Origin of the sequence: Aeromonas sp. 600527 (assembly GCF_049175415.1) — a bacterium.
GTDB lineage: Bacteria > Pseudomonadota > Gammaproteobacteria > Enterobacterales > Aeromonadaceae > Aeromonas > Aeromonas veronii_A.
The window spans coordinates 139,327-160,698 of the sequence record NZ_JAAKVA010000001.1; the positions used below are offsets into that span (position 1 = coordinate 139,327).

At 57.7% G+C, this 21,372-nt stretch carries 16 protein-coding genes; 9 read left to right on the forward strand and 7 right to left on the reverse strand.

Annotated features, from left to right (window positions below; genetic code table 11):
* Positions 1–2: 2 nt before the first annotated feature.
* Both mnmH and selD read right to left on the reverse strand, forming a co-directional pair.
* Positions 3–1,118 (reverse strand): tRNA 2-selenouridine(34) synthase MnmH, encoded by a 1,116-nt coding sequence (gene mnmH, locus G5154_RS00645; RefSeq protein ID WP_421250079.1) that lies wholly within the window; start codon positions 1,116–1,118, stop codon positions 3–5.
* On the reverse strand, positions 1,115–2,152 hold the full coding sequence (gene selD / locus G5154_RS00650) for a selenide, water dikinase SelD (RefSeq protein ID WP_139408216.1): 1,038 nt from the start codon (positions 2,150–2,152) through the stop codon (positions 1,115–1,117). Before selD ends, mnmH begins: the two co-directional genes overlap by 4 nt.
* A 404-nt stretch (positions 2,153–2,556) precedes the next feature.
* Here selD and G5154_RS00655 point away from each other — a divergent pair, with 404 nt between their 5' ends.
* Both G5154_RS00655 and G5154_RS00660 read left to right on the forward strand, forming a co-directional pair.
* Positions 2,557–2,745 carry a hypothetical protein gene (locus tag G5154_RS00655; protein ID WP_421250080.1) on the forward strand — a complete coding sequence of 63 codons (189 nt, stop codon included), beginning with the start codon at positions 2,557–2,559 and terminating at the stop codon, positions 2,743–2,745.
* Entirely contained in the window at positions 2,742–2,984 is a 243-nt protein-coding gene (locus G5154_RS00660) for a GNAT family N-acetyltransferase (RefSeq protein WP_421250081.1), read from the forward strand. The genes G5154_RS00655 and G5154_RS00660 overlap by 4 nt, the downstream gene beginning before the upstream one ends.
* A gap of 34 nt (positions 2,985–3,018) precedes the next feature.
* Here the strand turns inward: G5154_RS00660 and G5154_RS00665 are convergent, their stop codons facing one another.
* Positions 3,019–4,203 (reverse strand): acyltransferase family protein, encoded by a 1,185-nt coding sequence (locus tag G5154_RS00665; RefSeq protein WP_421250082.1) that lies wholly within the window; start codon positions 4,201–4,203, stop codon positions 3,019–3,021.
* Positions 4,204–4,555: 352 nt separating this feature from the next.
* Complete coding sequence (locus G5154_RS00670) at positions 4,556–5,749, reverse strand: class I SAM-dependent methyltransferase (protein ID WP_421250083.1); 1,194 nt, start codon at positions 5,747–5,749, stop codon at positions 4,556–4,558.
* Positions 5,750–6,042: 293 nt separating this feature from the next.
* On the opposite strand from G5154_RS00670, the gene G5154_RS00675 reads away from it, so the two are divergent.
* Complete coding sequence (locus G5154_RS00675) at positions 6,043–7,611, forward strand: flagellin (protein WP_421250084.1); 1,569 nt, start codon at positions 6,043–6,045, stop codon at positions 7,609–7,611.
* Between the two features lie 126 nt (positions 7,612–7,737).
* On the opposite strand, the gene G5154_RS00680 is transcribed toward G5154_RS00675, so the two are convergent.
* Positions 7,738–9,168: a methyl-accepting chemotaxis protein gene (locus G5154_RS00680; protein ID WP_421250085.1), complete on the reverse strand. Its 1,431-nt coding sequence runs from the start codon at positions 9,166–9,168 to the stop codon at positions 7,738–7,740.
* A gap of 82 nt (positions 9,169–9,250) precedes the next feature.
* Here G5154_RS00680 and G5154_RS00685 point away from each other — a divergent pair, with 82 nt between their 5' ends.
* Positions 9,251–9,523: an acylphosphatase gene (locus G5154_RS00685; RefSeq protein WP_033113652.1), complete on the forward strand. Its 273-nt coding sequence runs from the start codon at positions 9,251–9,253 to the stop codon at positions 9,521–9,523.
* A 15-nt stretch (positions 9,524–9,538) separates the two neighbouring features.
* Positions 9,539–10,297, forward strand: a complete 759-nt coding sequence (locus tag G5154_RS00690; RefSeq protein ID WP_421250086.1) for a CHAD domain-containing protein — start codon at positions 9,539–9,541, stop codon at positions 10,295–10,297.
* Between the two features lie 109 nt (positions 10,298–10,406).
* Here the strand turns inward: G5154_RS00690 and metG are convergent, their stop codons facing one another.
* The gene (metG, locus tag G5154_RS00695) at positions 10,407–12,440 is read right to left on the reverse strand and encodes a methionine--tRNA ligase (protein WP_421263805.1); all 2,034 of its coding nucleotides are present in this window, start codon (positions 12,438–12,440) and stop codon (positions 10,407–10,409) included.
* A gap of 186 nt (positions 12,441–12,626) precedes the next feature.
* Between metG and apbC the strand changes: the two genes are divergently transcribed.
* From apbC to G5154_RS00715, 4 genes are all read left to right on the forward strand, one after another.
* Entirely contained in the window at positions 12,627–13,709 is a 1,083-nt protein-coding gene (gene apbC / locus G5154_RS00700) for an iron-sulfur cluster carrier protein ApbC (RefSeq protein WP_421250088.1), read from the forward strand.
* A 110-nt stretch (positions 13,710–13,819) separates the two neighbouring features.
* The gene (gene udk, locus G5154_RS00705) at positions 13,820–14,464 is read left to right on the forward strand and encodes a uridine kinase (RefSeq protein WP_005345570.1); all 645 of its coding nucleotides are present in this window, start codon (positions 13,820–13,822) and stop codon (positions 14,462–14,464) included.
* 63 nt (positions 14,465–14,527) lie between these two features.
* Entirely contained in the window at positions 14,528–15,109 is a 582-nt protein-coding gene (dcd, locus tag G5154_RS00710; protein ID WP_005336719.1) for a dCTP deaminase, read from the forward strand.
* A gap of 376 nt (positions 15,110–15,485) precedes the next feature.
* Positions 15,486–16,955 (forward strand): inorganic phosphate transporter, encoded by a 1,470-nt coding sequence (locus G5154_RS00715; RefSeq protein WP_005345566.1) that lies wholly within the window; start codon positions 15,486–15,488, stop codon positions 16,953–16,955.
* 995 nt (positions 16,956–17,950) lie between these two features.
* Here G5154_RS00715 and rne read toward each other — a convergent pair.
* Complete coding sequence (rne, locus tag G5154_RS00720; RefSeq protein ID WP_421250089.1) at positions 17,951–21,043, reverse strand: ribonuclease E; 3,093 nt, start codon at positions 21,041–21,043, stop codon at positions 17,951–17,953.
* Positions 21,044–21,372 lie beyond the last annotated feature (329 nt).

Below are 21,372 nucleotides of genomic sequence, written 5' to 3' on the forward strand. Positions count from 1 at the left end.
GGTCAGCCGCGCAGCGCGCTGGCATGCTGCTCGGCGAAATAGTCGAGACAGGCCTGTTTATCACCGCGAAACACGATGCGCTCCTGCTTGTTGCCAAGCTGATAGAGATACATGGGGTCGTAGTAGCGGGTCAGCAGCAACGTGATCCAGGCCAGATGCAGCGCGGTATCACCGCTCTTTTCCTGCTCGGTCAGGGCGGTCTGCATCAGGGCATCCAGCTCGCGGTGGGCCAGATCGCCAAGACGGCGCTTGAGGCGGGCCAGCGCATCGGTGAGGTAGGCGGCAAACAGTGGCCAACCGGCTTCCTGGCCATACATGGCTTGATAGCGCAGCCAGAGATCGTGCACGTAATCTTCGCGGATCTGCTCGGCCCGATCGATTTGCGGAACATCTACCACCACCAGCGGTGCCTGACTCATGGCCTCATGGAGGGAGAGGGGCAGGCAGCAGCGGCCGATCAGGCGACTCTCATCTTCGACCACGAAGGCATGCTCGCCCTGATGGCGGCGCTTGAGCAGTTCGATGGCCATGTTGTTTTCAAAGTTGATGTTGCTGGGCTGGCCGCCGGGCAGCTGACCAAACGACGAGCCCCTGTGATGGGCGTGTCCTTCCAGATCGAGCGCCTGGGCCACATGGTCCAGCATATGGGTCTTGCCGGAGCCGGTCATGCCGGTCAGCACACTCCAGTGACACTCTGCAGAGGCCTTGTCCTGGGTGTCGATCAGGAAGCGGCGCAGCTCCTTGTAGCCACCGGCGACGCGGGGGCGAGTCACCCCGGCATCAGCCAGCCACTGTTGTACGGTTTGCGAGCGTAGGCCGCCGCGAAAGCAGTAGAGCAGGGCATCGGGCTGCTGGCGCAACTGCGCCAGCCAGCCTTCGAGTCGTTCGGCACGCACTGCTCCCCCCACCAGCTTGTGTCCAAGCTCAATGGCGGCGGCCTGACCCTGCTTCTTGAAGCAGGTCCCCACCTGGGCGCGCTCATCGTCTGTCATCAAGGGCAGGTTGGTCGAGCAGGGGAAGGCCCCCTCCTTGAACTCGATGGGGGCGCGCACATCAATCAACGGCACATCGCCTAAAAAAATCTGGGCGTAGTCCGTGGCCAGTGGCAATTCACTCATTGGACAATCTCGATAAAGCGGGAGCCCTCAAGGGGCTTGATCTGACCGATGGGCGAGAGTTCTAGGCCAGCTTCTTGCGCGATGGCGAGCAGCTCGGCTTCGCTCTCTTTACCCACGGCGACCAGCAGGCCGCCGCTGGTTTGCGGGTCGCACATGATGTTGCGGGTGCGATCGTCCATGGCATCCAGCTTGTGGCCGTAGGAGTCGTGGTTGCGCAGGGTACCGCCCGGAACGCAGCCCTCACTCAGGTAGTAATCCACCTCATCCAGCAGCGGCAGCGCCTTGAAGTCGAGGCGGGCACTGACATTGGATCCTTCACACATCTCCAGCAGATGGCCAGCCAGACCAAAACCGGTGACGTCGGTCATGGCGTGCACACCCGGCAGCTCGGCAAAGCGCTGGCCAATCTTGTTGAGGGTGCACATGGCGTTGGGGGCCAGCTGCTCGTGTTCAGGTTTGAGCTTGCCCTTCTTCTGGGCGGTGGTGAGGATACCGATACCAAGGGGCTTGGTCAGATAGAGGGTGTCACCCACCTTGGCGGTATCGTTCTGCTTGATGGCGTCAAGGGGCACGATACCGGTCACCGCGAGGCCGAAGATGGGCTCGGGGGCATCGATACTGTGGCCACCGGCCAGCGAAATCCCCGCTTCATGGCACACCTGACGGCCGCCGTCGATCACCTGCTGGGCCACTTCGGCGGGCAGGGTATTGATGGGCCAGCCGAGGATGGCGATGGCGACGATGGGCTTGCCGCCCATGGCATAGATATCGCTGATGGCGTTAGTGGCGGCGATGCGGCCAAAGGTGAAGGGGTCATCGACGATGGGCATGAAGAAGTCGGTGGTGGAGACAATGCCCTGACCGTTGCCGATATCGACCACGGCCGCGTCATCTTTGCTGCTGTTGCCAACGATCAGGGTCGGGTCGTTGAAGCCCGGGATCTGGCTCTTGAGGATGGTGTCGAGTACCTTGGGAGAGATTTTGCAGCCGCAGCCAGCGCCGTGGCTGTATTGGGTCAGACGAATGGAAGACATACTTACCCCTTTTATTTGCAAACAGAGCAGAGGCTCTGTGGAGCCGTCTTGGTCAATGGGCGGCCTTGTAGTGAGGAAGACAAGAAGCCGCAAATATGGGTGGCCTCGGTGCCAACAGGGGCAGCGATGACTGGCAGTTATGAAAGACCGCCAGGCCGGACGGGGAAGAAATGGGCGACAAGGTACGCCAGCGCAGCCCCGCCAAGGGCCACAGGACGGGGCATTATGCCACATTTGCCCCTTGGGGTTCGAACAGGAATTCACATAAACAGCAGGGAATTGCCCGCACTTGCCTGTCATCGGTCTGGATCCGGCGCTGGCTGATTGATTGCAGTACAGATGCAGCAAAAAGAACGCCAAAGAGACCAAAGCACGCAACCGCCGATCGACAACAGGAGAGCTTAGTGACCACCACATTTTTGGTTAACCACCCCATTACCACGGCGCAGTTTGCGGCGTTGTTGGCGCAGACCTCGCTGGGGGCGAGACGGCCGCTGGACCATCCGGACACCCTGCAGGGCATGCTGGATAACGCCAATTTGCTGATCACCGCTTGGCAGGGCGAGACCCTGGTCGGGGTGGCCGCTCGGTGACCGATTTTCATTTTTGTTGCTACCTCTCGGATCTGGCGGTAGCTGAGTCAGTGCAGGGGCAGGGGATTGGCAAAGCCCTTATTCGCGAGACGTTTTTACAATTGCAGCCCGGCTGCAAGCTGATCCTGCTGGCCGCGCCGCAGGCGGTGGCGTACTACCCCAAGCTCGGATTTAGCCAGCACCCGAGCGCCTGGGTGATGAGCAGTCTGGATGAACTGGTACTGGATGAGTTGGCATAAAGCCGTCAACTCATCCAGACAGGGCGAGATTAGCTTATCCGGCTTGCTCCAGCGCCGGTTGCCGTGACTTGCCCCAGCGGCGCAGGCGCCGTTGCAGTGGTCGCTCCAGCAGGTTGTAGCTCAATGCCGAGAGGCCGATCAGCACCGCCAGCATCAGTAAGGTTGCCACAACCCCCAGCAGCGGGTTGGTCTGGCCATACCACCACTCGGTGAGCCCCGGTGCCAGATAGTGGATGAGCTCGCAGCCGGTGAGCAGCACCAGCGCATGGAGCAGGTAGATAGAGTAGGAGAGATCCCCCAGCCAGTTGGTGAAGCGGTTATCCAGGAGGCGCAGCAGCGTGCTTTGGCGATTGCCTTGGCAGGCGGCAATCCAGATCAGCAGCACGTAGGAGGCGATCAGCAGCAGTGTCAGTGGTGGCGTCATGGTGAACTGCATCAGCGCGAAGGGCAGCACAAAGGCGACCAGCAGCGGCAGATCTCGCTTCATCATGGGCACGCCTTGCGCGGCCTTGACCCTCGGCAGCAGCCAGAGGCCGAGCACAAATTCACTCACCCCGCGCCCCACCGCCAGCGCCCCGCTGGTGACATCCAGGGTGCCGCGACTGTGCACGATAAAGGCCAGCACCGTCAGCGCCAGCAGGGGGGCGAGATGGCTCCAGCGACTGCGGGTGACTGCGAGGGGAATCAGCAGCGGGAACAGCAGGTAGCTGATCCACTCCACGCTCAGGGACCAGGCGGCGAAGTTCCAGGTCAGCCCGTGATCGGTCATCACCTGCAGCAGCAGGAAGGCGCTCGGCAGCGCCTCGGCCGGGGTGAAGGGGGAGCCGAAGGGGGGCATCCCTTCCCACTCCCACATCTTGAACAAGGGGCCGGCGTAGAAGCCCACCCCGTGCTGCGCCTTGTAAAGCTCCCAGCCGACCAGCAGCAGCAGGGTCACCAGATAGAGGGGGTAGACACGGGTCAGCCGCAGCCAGAGAAAACGGCCATAGCTCACGGTGCGGGGCGTGCGGGTGAAGGCCTCGCCATAGACATGGGCCAGCACCACGCCGCTCAAAATAAAGAACAGGTCGACCCAGAGGTAGCCATTCTCGATGAGCTGGGTGTGGCCTGCGATCGGCTCCATCCACTGGGGAAAGAGCAGCAAGCGGGCATGGAACAGCACCACCATCAGGGCAGCGATGCCCCGCAGCGGCGTTAACAGCGGCAATGATTGATTCATAACGGGATCCTTTGTGATGTTCAGCTTGGCCTGACATCGGTTTTTGTTGTTGTACCGTCCATCACTCCTGATGGGACGGTTGCCCCGGCTTGGCTGCCGCAGGCGGGATCACACTACGGAAAAGAGAGTCATACGGGTGTGATTTAAATCATAAATGTGCAGTTATTGTGCAAAGAAATTTAAACAGATAAAGACGTGGGACGCAGGCAGGGAAAGAGGAGGAGAGAGAACACCCATAAAGCAGAGAGGGTGGTCAACGGGGCGAGCGTCAGGCTTAGGCCTATAGGACGCGATGTAAAACAATCAGGCCCGCAAGGGGCCTGATTGATCACAAGGGGAGGGTGGTTGCCGATCAGCGGGCGCGTACCACCAGACCCTTGAGGTAGAAGCCTTCCGGATAGGCGGTACCGATGGGGTGATCAGACGCCTGGGAGAGCAGCTCCAGGATCTGGGCATCGCGACCGGCATCGAGCGCCGCATCGGCAACGATCTTCTGGAACAGGCTCTGCTCCATCAGGCCGGAGCAGGAGTAGGTCAAGAGCACGCCACCCGGTGCCAGCAGCTGGAACGCCAGCATGTTGATGTCCTTGTAGCCACGGCAGGCACCCAGCAGCTGCGCCTTGCTCTCGGCAAACTTGGGCGGATCCAGCACGATGACGTCGAACTTCTCGCCCTTTTCGCGGTATTCACGCAGCAGCTTGAAGACGTCGTGACGGACAAACTGGGTATTGCTGGTATCCAGCCCGTTCAGCTCGGCGTTCTGGCGGGCGATATCCAGCGCATTCTGGGAGAGATCGACGTTGACCACTTCCTTGGCGCCGCCCTTGAGGGCATAGACGCCAAATCCACCGGTGTAGCAGAAGCAGTTGAGCACCCGCTTGCCTTCGGTGTACTTGGCTGCAGCCTGACGGTTGTCCCGTTGATCCAGATAGAAGCCGGTTTTGTGGCCGTTGCGAATATCCACCAGGATCTTGACGCCACCGTTCTCTTCGATGACCACCGGCTCGTTCGGGGTCTCGCCATAGATGACGCCGGTGCGCTCTTTCAGCCCTTCCTTCTTGCGTACCGCCACGTCGGAGCGCTCATAGATGCTGCACTCGGGGTAGAGGGTACGCAGTGCCTGCTTTATCAGCTCGCGCTGGAACTCGGCACCGGCAGAGAGAATTTGGCACACCAGAAACTCGGCATAACGGTCGATGGTCAGACCCGGCAGGCCGTCGGATTCGGCGGCGCAGAGGCGATAGCCGGTGAGGCCCTGACGCTTGATCAGCGGATCGCGAGACTCCTGCGCGTATTTGAGACGACGGATAAAGAAGTCGAGATCGACGGTCTCATCCTTGTCGAAGGTCCAGACCCGGGCACGGATCTGGGAGCTGCCTGACCAGGCGCCACGGGCGAGCCACTTGCCATCGTTGGCATAGATCTCGACGGTATCGCCGTCAATGGGGTTACCCTGAACCCGCTCAATCCCCTTGGAGAAGATCCAGGGGTGGCGACGCAGCAGGGATTTTTCGCGGCCTTTGACGAGATAGATGGAAGCGCTCATGGATGTTTGCCGATGGTAGAAAGAAAAGGGGCCACATTCTATGTGTAATAGGGCGGCTAAGCCAGCCTTTGCTGGTATATGGCGGAGTGACGAATTGTACGTCTGGACAACGACCGAGTGTTGCATATGCAGGATTTGCAGAATCTCAATGTTGGCGTTTCACGCTGCTTATCTTATATGCCACAGCTGGTTATGCTTGTTTTGTGTTCAATACTGGTTGTCATGTGCGCAAAATGTAGTCATTAAAGCGTTTTAACCTTACTTTATAGTGATTTTCGCTAAAGAGTCATTTGATGATGTCGATAGTGGGGAAGACCATTTTGAATCTTTCCTGTATCGAGCTGTCCATGTCCCTCTCCATCGCTACCAATATTTCTGCCCTCAATGCTTCTCGCCATCTTGGTCAATCATCCAACACGCTGGATTCGGTATATCGACGACTCTCATCCGGCTTGCGCATCAACAGTGCCGCTGATGATGCAGCAGGCTTGCAGATCAGTAATCGCCTCACCAGTGAAGTGAACGGGACCAACACCGCTATTCGCAACGCCAATGATGGGATCTCGGTGATCAACGTCGCCGATGGTGCGCTTGATGAGTCGATGAACCTGATGCAGCGGATGCGCACCTTGGCGCTGCAGTCGGGAAGCGGTGCCAATACGGCAGAGGATCGTGTTGCTCTTAATGCCGAATTCAAGCAATTGCAGTTGGAGATGGACCGGATTGCCACAGGCACCCGGTTTGCCGGGCAGGATCTGCTGGCGGGGAGTTACAAAGGCATCTTCTCGGTTGGTGCCTATGCAGGGCAGAATACCGTCATTACCGATCTCAATGCCCAGACCAAAAATCTGGGGGAGATGGAGTGGCAAGCGCGCAGTCCGGCAGGTAGCAAACCGGGGGCATATGAGATTGCAGATCTCAAGCTGTCATCTCAGCCGGTCACCCTCAATGGCGTGACCTTTGACAAGGACTATTCCACCCTGGAAGCGTTCGTGGCAGATATCAACGGGACTACTTTCCCCAATAATCAGGGGCCGGTAAAAGCGCAACAACTGCCATTTTCAGTCGCCTCCGCAGTCGATTTATCCGCATTACCCTCCTATATCGATGTGGCGGGCCACTCTGTGGATTTGACCACGGGCATTGATATGACCGGATGGGATCCGGTCAATCCTACGCCCGAAAACGGCGATCTGATGAGGGAGGTGGTTCGGCGTATCAACAATACTGCGCAATCGGCAGGACTGGGTTTTTATGTGAGTGCCTCCAACAACAGCAATCCCGCCAACAATGAACTGACCATACATAGCTCTCAGGGAAACAGCCTTGCACTGGCCAATGGCACAACCCCTCCTGCGCAACCCGCACCACCGGCGCCTCCGGTGATCAGCAATTCCTCTCTAACCTCTCTGTTGCCCGACGTCACACCGACGACATATATCGGTCAGATGGAGCTTCGTTCATCAGGCGACAAGTATTCCAATATTGACATGCAGGGATCGAGTTTGAATGCGCTTGGTTTTTATCAAGAGGACAAGAAGAAATACACCGTTGATAACATTGATGTCCTGAGTGACGACAACGCCAGCAGGGCCATCAAAACCCTGGATGTGGGTATGAAACAGCTGGGTATTCAGCGTTCTCGGCTCGGGGCCCAAGCCAACGCGCTGGATTCAAGGGTACGCAATCTGGCTAATGCCAATGAGAACCTCAGCGCTGCCCGCTCAAGGATCCGGGATGCCGACATGGCGGTAGAATCGGCGCGTTTGGTCAGCACTCAAATCTTGCAGCAGGCGAGCTCTTCGATTTTGAGTCAGGCAAACAGTCGCCCCAATGCGGCCCTGAGTTTGCTGCAATCCTGAGCGGTGCTGCCAGCCAGCATAGTAATTGGTCGCCATCCATTAGCACCATCAATAAAGAGAAGAGGCCACCCAGCGGGTGGCCTCTTCTCACATTGCCGCTTTTTACCGGACTTATTGTGGCAAGCGTCAGAGAGTGATCCCCTTGAGTGCCTGGGTCAGCTCGGTGGCGGTGGCTTTCAGTCCCTGAGTACCGGCTACCGAGGCGCTGGCAGACTCTTCCACCTGCGCCGCTTCATGGCGTACCTGATCGAGATTGTGGGTGATCTCGGCGGCCACCGAGCTTTGCTCCTCGCTGGAAGTGGCGATCTGGGTGCTCATCTCCAGCACCGCATCGCTGTGATTGCTCAGCTTTTCGATATCGAGCCCCACCTCGCTGATGAGTTGCTGGCTGCTGGCGGCGCGCCCCACGGTTTTCTCCATGATGTCGTTCAGCGCCCCGGTGCCGGCTTGCAGCTCTTCGATCATCTTCTGGATTTCGACCGTTGCCTGCTGGGTGCGGCTGGCGAGGGTACGCACTTCGTCCGCCACCACCGCAAAGCCGCGGCCCTGCTCACCGGCGCGGGCCGCTTCGATGGCGGCGTTGAGGGCCAAGAGGTTGGTCTGCTGGGAGATGGCGTTGATGACGCTTACAACCTCGTTGATGCGGTTGGCATTGTGAGTCAGGCGCTCGACTGCACCGGAGGCATTGCCAATCTCGTCGGCCAGAGTGCGGATCGCCTCGATGGTACGGGCCACCCGGTTGGCGCCATTGGCCGCCTCTTCGCTCGATTGACGGGTTTGCTGCAGGGTGTCGTTGGCATTGCGCGCCACTTCGCGAATGGCTGCAGACATCTGCTCCATGGCGGTGGCCAGCGAATCCATGTGCTGGCGCTGGGCGCGCGCCATGTTTTCGCCTTCACTGGCGTGGTCGCGAAACTCGTCGGCGGCAATGGTCAGCGCCTCGGCAGACTCTTCGACCAGCTTGACGATCTGATGCTGGCGGTCGGTAAAGCGGTCGATGCTGCCCGCCAGGGTAGAGAACTCGTCGCGTACCGGGAAGAAGTTGAGGCGGAAGGTGAGATCGCCGTCGGCCACGGTTTGCAGCGCCTTGTTGGTGGAGTACAGGGCGCCGGAGACAAAGGTCATCATGTAGTGGATCACCAGTGCCATCAGGGCCGCCAGTGCGCCAATCATGGTGAGAGTGGTGCCCTGATCATCCCACATGGAGGAGGTACTGGTGTCGAGCTCGCCGGTCACATAGCCAGCCTGACCCGCTGGTGCGGTGAAGCGGTAGCGATCGCCCTCTTGTTCGAGTCCGCTCACCCCTTGTGGTTGGATGCGCAGATCGGCTGGCAGAGTGAGCGTTGGCTGCTGGCTGACCAGTTGTGCCGTGCTCTCGACCCGCTGCTGCAACTGCTCAACCTTGAGTTTTATCTCCTGCTCGTGGCTGTTTGCCAGCAGATACCAGCTGAGAAAGGCGATGATCAGCAGGGGAAGCCAGAAGGCGATGTGGAATTTTTCACTGATGGTGAGGTGAATGAGATAGCGGTCAACCCACCGGAATTTAACTTCTTTCATAATGGAGCTGCATCCTGCAGAGATAGAGTGTCGGGCACATTATCGTCTCGGGAATTTTTTTCTTAAGCAGAAGGTGTGAGAAATGGGAGAGCAATCGTTTGTCATTCGGGTGTGGGGGCAGGTGCAAGGGGTCGGATTTCGCTACTTCACCCGTGAGCGTGCCTTGCAGCTGGGGCTGCGCGGCCATGCCTACAACCTGGAGGATGGGTCGGTGGAGATCCTCATCAGCGGGCCGACGCAGGGGGTACAGATGATGCTGGGCTGGCTGGAACATGGCCCGCGCACCGCCCGGGTGACCCGGATGGAGTATGAAGAGGCGCTGCCGCCAAGCGGCCAGGGCTTTCATACCAACTGATCTGCCGGGGACATCATGGTTGCCGATACGCGTGATCCCTTGCTGGCGCAGGCCCGGGTGCTGGTTGCCAGCTACCGCCATGCTGCTCGCGCGGTGCGCCGTGAAGCGAGCGAAACCCATGTCCATGGTTACCGCATCGCAGCGCGCCGCATGCAGGCGCTGCTCGCATTGTGGCGACCCGCCCTTTGCCATCCAAAACTGGAACGACGGCTGCAGCGGGCCATTGGCCGACTCTCGGCCCTGCGCGATGCACAGGTTTACGCCGCGCGCTTTGGCGCGTCATCCACAATCGTCTTGCCTAGGGTGACGGTTCCCCTTTTTTCGGGCCTGCTTGCCCGCTGGCTGGATGCATTGGAGCAAACTCCCAATACCTCAGGGCTGGCTCGTCACTACCGGCGCCACCTTGCCCGCCGCCTTGATGGGGCATTGAGCCGACTTGATGAGCACCCGGCTGGCGACGTCTCCCATCGCCAGCAGCTGCGCCGCTGGCATCATCTGCGCCTTGAGATAAAACAGGCGCGCTACGGCGCCGAGTTACTGCTGGAGCTGGGGGCGGGAGAGGCACAGTGGGTCAGCGCCTTTAGTCATTGGCAGGAGCGGCTCGGGCAGTTGCAGGATTGGCGTCAGTGGCGGCGCGCCCTGAAAGGAAACAAACAGCAACGCAGAGTAAGGCGCAAACTCAAGCGCAAGATAGTGACGCAGTTACGCCGCCTCGATTGCCAGCAGGCTGAACTGGTGGGGCTCAAGGTGGCGATGCTGAATAGCCCGCTCTAACCATCCTGCTGTATGGTCAATGGGAGCAATCCGCAGAGTCGCAGAGACGAAAAGAGTGCAGAGACAAAAAAAGAGGCCCAGAGGCCTCTTTTTTATCGGTTCGATGCGCTTACTTGACGCGCATGCCAGGCTGGGCGCCTTCCTGCGGCTCCAGGATCCAGAGATCCTTGCCGCCCGGGCCTGCGGCCAGCACCATGCCTTCGGACATGCCAAAACGCATCTTGCGTGGCGCCAGGTTGGCCACCATCACGGTCAGCTTGCCTTCCAGATCTTCCGGGTTGTAGGCGGACTTGATGCCGGCAAACACCTGACGGGTTTCACCGCCGATATCCAGTTGCAGCTTGAGCAGCTTCTCGGCTTCCGGTACCGCTTCGGCCTTCTTGATCAGCGCGACGCGCAGGTCAATCTTGGCAAAGTCGTCATAGGTGATGGTGTCGCTGATGGGGTCATCAGCCAACGGGCCGGTCACTTTCGGTGCCAGCTCCTTGGCTAGGTCTTCCTTGGAGGCGTCGATCATGGCTTCAATCTTCGCCGGCTCGATGCGGGAGAAAAGTGCCTTGAACGGGGCAACGGTGTGATCGACCAGCGGCGTCTCGATGCCATCCCAGCTGAGGGTTTCAGCTAGGAAGGCTTCGGCACGCTCGGCCAGCAGCGGCATGACGGGCTTGAGGTAGGCCATCAGCACGCGGAACAGGTTGATGCCGACAGAGCAAACCGCTTGCAGCTCGGCATCTGCCCCTTCCTGCTTGGCGATGACCCAGGGAGCTTTGTCGTCCACATAGCGGTTGGCCTTGTCGGCCAGCGCCATGATTTCGCGGATGGCGCGGCTGAACTCGCGGCTCTCATAAGCCTCGGCAATAGCGGTACGGGCGTTGGCAAACTCGGCGTAGAGCTCGGGTTCGGCGCAGGTTGCCGCCAGCTTGCCGCCAAAACGCTTGGCAATAAAGCCGGCGTTGCGGGAGGCGAGGTTAACCAGCTTGTTGACCACGTCAGCGTTGACCCGCTGCACGAAATCTTCGAGGTTCAGGTCCAGATCGTCGATGCGGCTGTTGAGCTTGGCGGCGTAGTAGTAACGCAGGCACTCCGGATCCAGGTGGTTCAGGTAGGTGGATGCCTTGATAAAGGTGCCCTTGGACTTGGACATCTTGGCGCCGTTGACGGTCACATAACCGTGCACGTTGACCTTGGTCGGCTTGCGGAAGTTTGCACCTTCCAGCATGGACGGCCAGAACAGGCAATGGAAGTAGGCGATGTCCTTGCCGATGAAGTGGTAGAGCTCGGCGTCGGAGTCCGCTTTCCAGTAGCAGTCAAAGTCGATGTCGCCACGCTTGTTGCACAGGTTCTTGAAAGAAGCCATGTAACCGATGGGCGCATCCAGCCAGACGTAGAAGTACTTGCCCGGGGCGCCGGGAATTTCGAAACCGAAGTAGGGGGCGTCACGGGTGATGTCCCACTGCTGCAGGCCGCTTTCGAACCACTCCTGCATCTTGTTGGCCATCTCTTCCTGAATGGCGCCGGAGCCACGTACCCACTCTGAGAGCCATTTTTCAAACTGCGGCAAATCGAAGAAGAAGTGCTCGGAGTCCTTCATCACCGGAGTGGCACCGGAGACGGCAGATTTCGGATCGATCAGCTCAGTCGGGCTGTAGGTGGCGCCGCAGCTGTCACAGTTGTCGCCATACTGCTCCGGAGACTTGCACTTGGGGCAGGTACCCTTGACGAAACGATCCGGCAGGAACATCGATTTTTCCGGATCGAACAGCTGGGAGATGGTGCGGCTCTTGATAAAACCACCATTTTTCAGGCGGCCGTAGATCAACTCCGCCAGCTCGCGGTTTTCTTCGCTGTGGGTGGAGTGATAGTTGTCAAAGCTGATGTTGAACCCGGCGAAATCTGCCTGGTGCTCCTTGGAGACAGCAGCAATCATCTCTTCCGGGGTGATCCCCATCTGCTGTGCCTTGAGCATGATCGGGGTGCCGTGGGCATCATCGGCACAGATAAAGTGCACCTGATGACCGCGCATTCGCTGATAACGAACCCAGATATCGGCCTGGATATGTTCCAGCATGTGGCCAAGGTGAATGGAGCCATTGGCATAGGGGAGGGCGCAGGTTACCAGCATTTTACGAGGATCAGTTGCCATATTACGTTCTTGATGTGCTTGTTGGGATGATAGAGTGCCGTGCATGTTACCCGAATTGGGGGTAGCCTGCCTAGGGTTGTGGCTGTGCCAACCTTGGCTGCACCTGCTGTTACGATGGCAGGCAAGCCACTGATTTGTGTGCGGTAACCGTTCACCTCAAGATAATGACAAGATAATGAGGAGTTAATGGTGATTGATTCAGTAAAACAGATCCTCGCCGAATTTAAGCCAGCAGGCTGGCACAAGGATCTGGTGGATGCCGGATTCGTTCGCGATATCATCAATCAGGGTCAGGGGCTAACTATCCGGCTGGTATTGCCGTTTGCAGGTCTCTCGCTGCTCGATCAGCTCAAAGAGAACTACGATGCCAGACTGCGCAGTGCCACCGGTGCCGCCCGTATCGACTGGGCTCTGGAGATTGACGTCGCCAGCATGCCGAGGGCGCAGGGCCTCAATGCCGTGCAGGGCATTCGCAACATCATCGTGGTCGCCTCCGGCAAGGGGGGGGTGGGCAAATCCACCACCGCGGTCAACCTGGCGCTTGCGCTGCAAAAAGAGGGCGCGCGGGTCGCTATTCTCGATGCCGATATCTATGGCCCCTCCATTCCCACCATGATGGGCACCCTCAAGGAGCGTCCCGTCAGCCATGATGGCAAGCTGATGGAGCCGGTGATGGCCTGTGGCCTCAAGAGCAACAGCATCGGCTATCTGGTCTCCGAGCAGGATGCCACCATCTGGCGCGGCCCGATGGCGAGCAAGGCGTTGGCGCAGATCCTCCATGAGACCCGCTGGGGCGAGGTGGATTATCTGGTGGTGGACATGCCGCCGGGTACCGGCGATATCCAGCTCACCATGGCACAGCAGGTGCCGACTTCGGCGGCAGTGATCGTCACCACCCCGCAAGATGTGGCGCTGGCCGATGCCCGCAAGGGGATCGCTATGTTCAACAAGGTCAATGTGCCGGTGCTTGGCATCATCGAGAACATGAGCTACCACGTCTGCAGCGCCTGTGGTCATCATGAGCCGCTGTTTGGTACCGGTGGCGGCCAGAAGATGGCAGAGCAGTATCAAGTGGCACTGCTTGGTCAATTACCGCTGCACATTGATATCCGCCAACACATGGATGATGGCTGTCCGACGGTGTTCGGTGCACCGGAAGGAAGCTTGGCTCAGGCTTATTTGAAGCTGGCGCGCAGGGTAGGGGCTGAACTCTTTTTCAGCGCAAAACCGATTGCGACCCCTCTCTATGCCATGGCGCTGGATGAATAATCGGCGGTCGGTCACTTGAAAGGGAATTGAGGGTGGGCATGACCCACCCTTTTTTATATAATGGATCGGTTTAAACCATCCCCACTGCTCTTCTCTTTTAGGTATTTGTCATGTCTGATACTCAACATTCGTGTGTGATCATCGGTATTGCGGGCGCATCTGCGTCTGGCAAAAGTCTTATAGCCCAGACCATTTATGAAGAGCTGGTGGCCGAACTGGGCGCAGGTCAGATTGGTGTGATCACCGAAGATTGCTACTACCGTGATCAGACCCACCTGACCATGGAAGAGCGGGTCAAGACCAACTATGACCACCCCAACGCGCTGGATCACGACCTGCTGGTACAGCACCTTAGCCAGCTGGTCAAAGGTGACGCGGTTGCCATTCCCCAGTACTCCTACACCGAACACACCCGGATGAGCGAAGTGACCCCGTTTGCCCCGCGCCGGGTGATCATTCTGGAAGGGATCCTGCTGCTGACCGACAGTCGTCTGCGGGATCTGATGGACGCCTCCATCTTTATGGATACCCCGCTCGACATCTGCTTGCTGCGCCGTCTGGTGCGTGACGTGCAGGAGCGTGGCCGTACCATGGACTCCGTGCTCAAGCAGTATCAGAAGACGGTGCGTCCGATGTTCCTGCAGTTTATCGAGCCGTCCAAACAGTATGCCGATGTGATCGTGCCCCGTGGTGGCAAGAACCGCATCGCCATCGACATGCTCAAGGCGCGTATTCGCCACATGTTGATTGGTTAAGATGAAACAAGCCGGGTGATGCCCGGCTTTTTTAAAAGCACAATTTGTCAGGAGAGTCGCCCAATGCGTCTGTGTGATACCGATATTGAACGCCATCTGGATGAAGGCAAGATCGTCATTGAGCCACGGCCCGGGGTAGAGCGGATCAGTGGTGTCAGTGTCGATGTGCTGCTGGGTAACGAGTTTCGGGTGTTTCGCGATCATACCGCTCCCTATATCGACCTGAGCGGCCCGAGCAGCGAGATGGCCGATGCCATCGATCGGGTGATGAGTGACGAGATCCACATCCCCGATGGCGAAGCTTTCTATCTGCACCCGGGTCAGCTGGCGCTGGCAGTGACCTACGAATCCGTCACCCTGCCTGCCGATATCGTCGGTTGGCTGGATGGCCGCTCTTCATTGGCGCGCCTGGGTCTGATGGTGCACGTGACGGCGCACCGGATCGATCCGGGTTGGTCCGGTCGTATCGTGCTGGAGTTCTACAATGGTGGCAAACTGCCGCTGGCGCTGCGCCCGAAGATGAAGATTGGCGCCTTGAACTTCGAGATGCTCTCCGGTGTTGCGGCCCGCCCCTACAACAAGCGGGAAAATGCCAAGTACAAAAGCCAGCAGGGCGCCGTTGCCAGCCGCATCAATCAGGACTGATGACAGACGGCACTGCAACGATTCAAGGGAGCACAAGGTGCTCCCTTTTTGCATCTGGAATCAAATGGATATGGGGTTAATGGTAATGGTCGGATGAGATGGGAGGGGCGGGTTGTTTTATCACCACTTTTTCCCGTTTTTCTGTCATAAATGCGTCATAAAAATGAAATTATTGGTTTAATTGTCAGCTAATTTTGCCATTTCCTGCAATCATTGATGGCTTTAATTAATCGATGGCAAGCCGCATGAGGACTGGCTCTAGGATATTTTTTTCCAAAAAGCTCTTTTTTTTTATGGCTGAAATATTTCAATGGTGGCTATGGTGTTGGCCGCCATCTGGCATAATCCGCCGCAACTCATAAACAGGCTTTTTTTTATGTTTGAAATGTTTAGTGGTTTGGGTTTGTGGTGGTCGATCGGTTTAGTATTGGCCGTTTTTTTTGTGCTTGCCTATGAATTCATCAACGGCTTTCACGATACCGCCAACGCGGTAGCAACGGTTATCTATACCAAGGCGATGCCCGCTCACCTGGCGGTCGTTGCATCGGGGATCTTCAACTTTTTTGGCGTCATGTTCGGCGGTCTGGGTGTGGCCTATGCCATTGTCCATCTGCTGCCCATCGACCTGCTGCTTGGGATGGACTCCACCCAAGGGTTGATCATGGTCTTCTCCTTGCTATTTTCCGCCATCGTGTGGAACCTGGGCACCTGGTTCTTCGGGATCCCGGCCTCCAGTTCACATACCTTGATCGGTTCCATTCTGGGGGTAGGCGGCGCCTATGCCTGGATCACCCATAAACCGGTGACAGAAGGGATCAACGTGGGCAAAGCGATCGACATCATGCTTTCCCTCATCATCTCTCCCACCATAGGTTTCATCATCGCGGCACTGCTGCTGCTGGCAATGAAACGCATCTGGACCAGCAACAAGATCCACAAAACACCGGAAGAGCGTCAGCTGGTGGATGGCAAGAAGCACCCGCCGTTTTGGGCGCGTCTTACCCTGGTGGCCTCGGCCATGGGCGTCAGCTTCGTGCACGGCTCCAACGATGGCCAGAAGGGTATCGGTCTTGTGATGCTGGTGCTGATCTGCATGGCGCCCGCCTATTTCGCGCTGGACATGAACAGCCGCTCCTATGATCTGGATCGGACCCAGGATGCCAACCAGCGCATCATGGAGATCTACCAGCGAAACCAGTCAGCCCTCTCAGGTGTCATCAACTTCTCTGCACCGGTAACGGCTCAGGAAGAGCTGATGACCCACTGTTCCGCCGATGGCGTGCTGCAGGCGATGGCCACCCTGGATGCCCGTCTGGGGGCCGTGCGTACTTATGATCAGATGAGCCTGACCGACCGCCGTGAAGTGCGTCGTCTGCTGCTCTGTATCGATGACACCGCCCGCAAGGCAGCCAAGCTGCCACTGCCAGCCAAGGAGCTGACCGATCTGGCCAAATGGCGCAAGGATCTGACCGCGACCGCTGAATACGCACCGACCTGGGTGATTGTCTCCATCGCGCTGGCGCTGGGTTGTGGCACCATGGTGGGCTGGCGTCGTATCGTTCATACCGTGGGCGAGAAGATCGGCACCACAGGCATGACCTACAGCCAGGGCATTGCGGCCCAGATCACGGCTGCAACCTCCATCGGTGTCGCCAGTCTGACCGGTATGCCTGTGTCTACCACCCATATTCTTTCTTCTGCGGTGGCGGGTACCATGATTGCCAACAAATCCGGCCTGCAGAGCCAGACTATCAAGACCATCCTGATGGCTTGGGTGCTGACTCTACCGCTGACAATGTTGCTCTCTGGCGGTCTCTTTATCGTCAGCAATCATCTGTTTGGCTAAATGCCAATACCATTTTCGATAAAGGGCCTACGGGCCCTTTTTTTGTGCTTCTATATCAGGTTGTAAATTATCGATTTGATACCTGGCTGGACAGGGCAAGGGCCACTGAATGGTATGAGAGCGCATCATGAATGCGATAGTCAGGGCTTGTTTGTGAAATATTTTCACACATCTCACACTCACACAGATTGTGTGAAACAAGGATCTTTATTTGGTATGACGACAGCGGTGATCTCCACATACCTGTTATCGGCAAAATCCATATCGCAGCCGAGTCAGTAGCAAGTAAATCATGAAGATGGGTAGATCTATCAGTTTTTGCCGCGGGTCATCAATCATCAGCAGGCTCCCTTTTAGAATGAACAGGGATTGAAATGCTGACTAACCCAACTCCTGAGAGCTTGAGCAGTATTGCCGCGGGGTAATACAGATCAATCCTTGTTTGTATTGCGTATCCGCTGAATCGCCTTCGGCCTTTATATGCCAACAAGCTTATTGTTGAATTTAATTTTTAAAGTATTCGAAGATAACGAGAAAATCTTGATAGGGCTTGGCAAAAGAGAGCCAATTCTTGGCGATACTGACCTTGCTTGCAGTCGCCAGGTCCGCCAGTGCAAGCAGAGGGGCGGGTCATGAGCCAATCTGTGGTGCTGTTACTTCTATGTATCTTGTTTGTCTATTCGCCCGCATCCACAAGAGTCGAAGGTTAACTTTCACCATCGTTACCCGATATGGTTGGCTATAAAGCTCTGAGGCATGGTTTAACCTGGCTGGTGGCGAGAAACATATCTGGTTAATCACTATCTCAAGCCAAATATGGTGTAGAGGAGGATATCTGAGGCATTACCTAACTGAGCAGAGTGCATTTAATGGGATATTTTCATTAGGTTCCTAATCCAAACTCCTTATTGATGAGGCGTTATCAACCGATGTCATGCAGATAAAAAAGAGCCACACAATGGTGTGGCTCTCAATTTAGTCGTTACCGGTGGATATCAGGGGCGACCCGCTGGGCAGGTGGCCACGTCGACGGCGGCAGTGCTGCCACCATGACGACCTGATGTGCTCACTTCGTTGCGTACCAGCGGCGGGTAGTTAACCGGCTCACGAGTAGGCAGGGCAGGAGCTTCGGCAGGGGTTGCCATCGGCGCGGATGCTTTGCGGGCACGAGCCAACAGGCCAGCACCGTGAGCTACCTGTTTTGTAACGACCGGAGTCTCTTCAATCGCAACAGCAGCGACAGGTGCCGGGGCTTCGACAACATCAGCTGGCATTTCGGCTGCAGCCGGTACAGCTTCCACGACAGGAGTGTTGACAGCAGGAGCTTCTTCAACAACCGGAGCAGTTTCAACGATTTCAGTGGCAGCCATGTCGACAGCCGGAGCGGCGACAACGACAACTTCCGGCTCTGCTGCAACCACGACTTCTGCAACAGCTGCAACAACCGGGCTAGCGCTCACATCGGCTTGAGTTGCTTCAACCTGGGCAGCAGCCTGTTCGGCAGCTTCTTCTGCAACGGCTTCGACAACCACATGCTCGGTCAGTGCGGCAGAGGCTTGCAGGGCAGCTGCGACGGCTTCAGCGCTCGGGATGGTAACAACGGGCACTACCGGCTCTTCAACCTGCGCTTTGGCAATATCTGCCTGGGCTGCGGTGGTCAGAGTGGTAGTATCTTGCTGTTCTTCATCACGCTGGCTGCGGGCATCTTCGTTGATGCGCTTGCGGCGCTGTCCTTCGATACGCTGGCTGCGCGGAGTGCGGCGTGAACGGCGCTGGCCTTCACTCTGCTCTTCCTGCTCGTTACCCACGGTGGCATCGATCACGTCAGCTTGCGCAGGTACTTCGTCAACCGGCAGGGCAGGGGTGTCAGCAGCGGCGACATCGACGCGGATCTGCTTGCGCAGTTGGCGACGTTCGCGGCGCTCGGCCACTTTCTGCTCTTTTTCCTGACGTGGCTGGACGGCAGTTGCATCAACGGTGTCTACCGCTTCAACAACGACTTCGGCGCGCGGCTCACGGGGAGCACGAGGTTCACGGGCCGGACGTGGTGCACGTTCCTGGCGCGGTTCGCGAGGCTCGCGTTCCTGACGGGGTTCACGTTCCATGCGCTGTTCGCTGCGCACTTCGCCACGAGCTTCACGCTCCTGACGAGGCTCGCGCTCTTTGCGCGGACGGCGATTGCGGTTTTCACCACCTTCGCGGTTGCCACCTTCACGCTTCTCGCCAGCTTCCGCATTGTTGCGGTTGCCACGATTGTCATCACGACGAGGACGCTGACCACGGCCACGGCCTTCTTCGCGCTGGTGACGTTGACCTTCATCCTTGCGTGCTTCACGAGCTGCTGGTTTCTCGGCGGGCGCTTTCACGTCGGCAGGGGCGGCATCGCTGCTGAACAGGCCGGTAATGCCTTTGATCAGCTTGCTGAAGAAGCCGGCTTCGGCAGGGGCCGCAGCAACGGGAGCTGCCGGCTGTTGCGGTGCAACAGGGGCCGGTTGTGCCGGTTGGGCAAAGCCTTGCAGCAGCGGTTGCTCACGCTCGATCACCTGAGCTTGCTTCGGTTGGTAGACCGGCTTGGCAATCTCGGTTTTCAGCTCGTAGCTGGCCGCTTCCGGGATCTCGTTCTGACGAATGCGAGTCACTTCGTAGTGCGGGGTTTCCAGATGCTGGTTCGGAATAATGTAAACACGCACATCATTGCGCTGTTCCAGACTGGCGATGGCGGCACGCTTCTCGTTGAGCAGATAGGCGGCAACATCCACCGGCACTTGGCCGTGAACCTGCTCGGTGTTGTCCTTCATGGCCTCTTCTTCGATGAGACGCAGGATGGACAGGGCAAGGGATTCGTTGTCACGGATCACGCCTTGGCCCTGGCAACGGGGGCAGATATGGCTGCTGGACTCGTTGAGGGAGGGGCGCAGACGCTGGCGAGACATCTCCAGCAGACCGAAACGGGAGATCCGACCCAGCTGGATGCGGGCACGATCCTGATGAACTGCTTCACGCAGACGGTTTTCCACTTCGCGCTGATGGCGAACCGGGGTCATGTCGATGAAGTCGATTACGATCAGGCCACCCAAGTCGCGCAGACGCAATTGACGGGCAATTTCGTCGGCCGCTTCCAGGTTGGTTTGCAGCGCCGTCTCTTCGATATCGCCGCCCTTGGTGGCGCGGGAGGAGTTGATATCGATGGAAGTCAGGGCTTCGGTCGGATCGATAACGATGCTGCCGCCGGAGGGGAGGCGCACTTCACGCTGGAAGGCTGATTCTATCTGGCTCTCAATCTGGAAGTGGTTGAACAAGGCAACTTCACCCTTGTACAGCTTCACACGGTTGAGAAAATCGGGACGTACCAGCTCGATATGGGCCTTGGCGCGTTCGAAAATCACCGGATTGTCGATCAGGATCTCGCCCACATCGCGACGCAGATAGTCACGGATGGCACGCACGATGACGTTACTTTCCTGGTGGATCAGTACCGGCGCAGCGCGCTCCTGGGAGGCTTTGTGGATGGAGTCCCAGTGGTTGAGCAGAACGTTCAGATCCCACTCCAGCTCTTCTGGCGACTTGCCCACACCAGCGGTGCGCACGATCAGGCCCATGCCTTCCGGCACAGTCAATCCACTCAGGGCTTCTTTCAGTTCAGTCCGCTCATCACCCTCGATACGGCGGGAGATACCACCGGCACGGGGGTTGTTGGGCATCAGTACCAGGTAGCTACCTGCCAGGCTGATAAAGGTGGTGAGGGCTGCACCCTTGGTGCCACGCTCTTCCTTGTCGATCTGGACGATAACTTCCTGACCTTCGCGGACCACTTCTTTGATGTTGGGACGACCCTGATAGGAGTAACCGGAGGGGAAGTAATTGCGGGCGATCTCCTTCAACGGCAGGAAACCGTGGCGCTCGGCGCCGTAGTCGACAAAAGCAGCTTCAAGGCTGGGTTCTACGCGGGTGATTTTACCCTTGTAAATGTTCGCTTTCTTCTGCTCGTGTCCCGGACTTTCAATATCCAAATCGTAGAGCTGTTGTCCGTCAACCAGCGCTACGCGCAACTCCTCTTCTTGAGTTGCGTTGATAAGCATTCTTTTCATTGAGTTCTCATTATTGTGTCATTTTGATTTCCTCCATCTGGGTCCTGCCAGCGCCGGCCTCGGGTCTTCAGCATACTGGGGCAACCTCCCGGTTGGGGTATGCATGAGGCGCAAACTAAGGGCGTTCTGGTCATCACTTCTCGAGAAGGAATGAATAAGGATGCCGAAATGGAGACAAATAAACGGTGATGTTTGTGTTCTCCATGCGTTGTACCTCGCACCCGGGAACCGTCATGTTCTTGTATACACGGTGTTTCGGGATTGGGTGGCATACTTTTTGGCCACTTAGTACAAGGCTTGAACACAATGACAAAACCTTGTTTATTATC

Excerpts from the sequence above, each read along its gene's own strand:
- selD (WP_139408216.1), bottom strand. The coding sequence starts at position 2,152 with ATGTCTTCCATTCGTCTGACCCAATACAGCCACGGCGCTGGCTGCGGC.
- mnmH (WP_421250079.1), bottom strand. The coding sequence starts at position 1,118 with ATGAGTGAATTGCCACTGGCCACGGACTACGCCCAGATTTTTTTAGGC.
- udk (WP_005345570.1), top strand. The coding sequence starts at position 13,820 with ATGTCTGATACTCAACATTCGTGTGTGATCATCGGTATTGCGGGCGCA.
- G5154_RS00715 (WP_005345566.1), top strand. The coding sequence starts at position 15,486 with ATGTTTGAAATGTTTAGTGGTTTGGGTTTGTGGTGGTCGATCGGTTTA.
- rne (WP_421250089.1), bottom strand. The coding sequence starts at position 21,043 with ATGAAAAGAATGCTTATCAACGCAACTCAAGAAGAGGAGTTGCGCGTA.
- metG (WP_421263805.1), bottom strand. The coding sequence starts at position 12,440 with ATGGCAACTGATCCTCGTAAAATGCTGGTAACCTGCGCCCTCCCCTAT.
- G5154_RS00675 (WP_421250084.1), top strand. The coding sequence starts at position 6,043 with ATGATGTCGATAGTGGGGAAGACCATTTTGAATCTTTCCTGTATCGAG.
- G5154_RS00685 (WP_033113652.1), top strand. The coding sequence starts at position 9,251 with ATGGGAGAGCAATCGTTTGTCATTCGGGTGTGGGGGCAGGTGCAAGGG.
- G5154_RS00670 (WP_421250083.1), bottom strand. The coding sequence starts at position 5,749 with ATGAGCGCTTCCATCTATCTCGTCAAAGGCCGCGAAAAATCCCTGCTG.
- G5154_RS00665 (WP_421250082.1), bottom strand. The coding sequence starts at position 4,203 with ATGAATCAATCATTGCCGCTGTTAACGCCGCTGCGGGGCATCGCTGCC.
- G5154_RS00690 (WP_421250086.1), top strand. The coding sequence starts at position 9,539 with ATGGTTGCCGATACGCGTGATCCCTTGCTGGCGCAGGCCCGGGTGCTG.
- apbC (WP_421250088.1), top strand. The coding sequence starts at position 12,627 with ATGGTGATTGATTCAGTAAAACAGATCCTCGCCGAATTTAAGCCAGCA.
- G5154_RS00680 (WP_421250085.1), bottom strand. The coding sequence starts at position 9,168 with ATGAAAGAAGTTAAATTCCGGTGGGTTGACCGCTATCTCATTCACCTC.
- dcd (WP_005336719.1), top strand. The coding sequence starts at position 14,528 with ATGCGTCTGTGTGATACCGATATTGAACGCCATCTGGATGAAGGCAAG.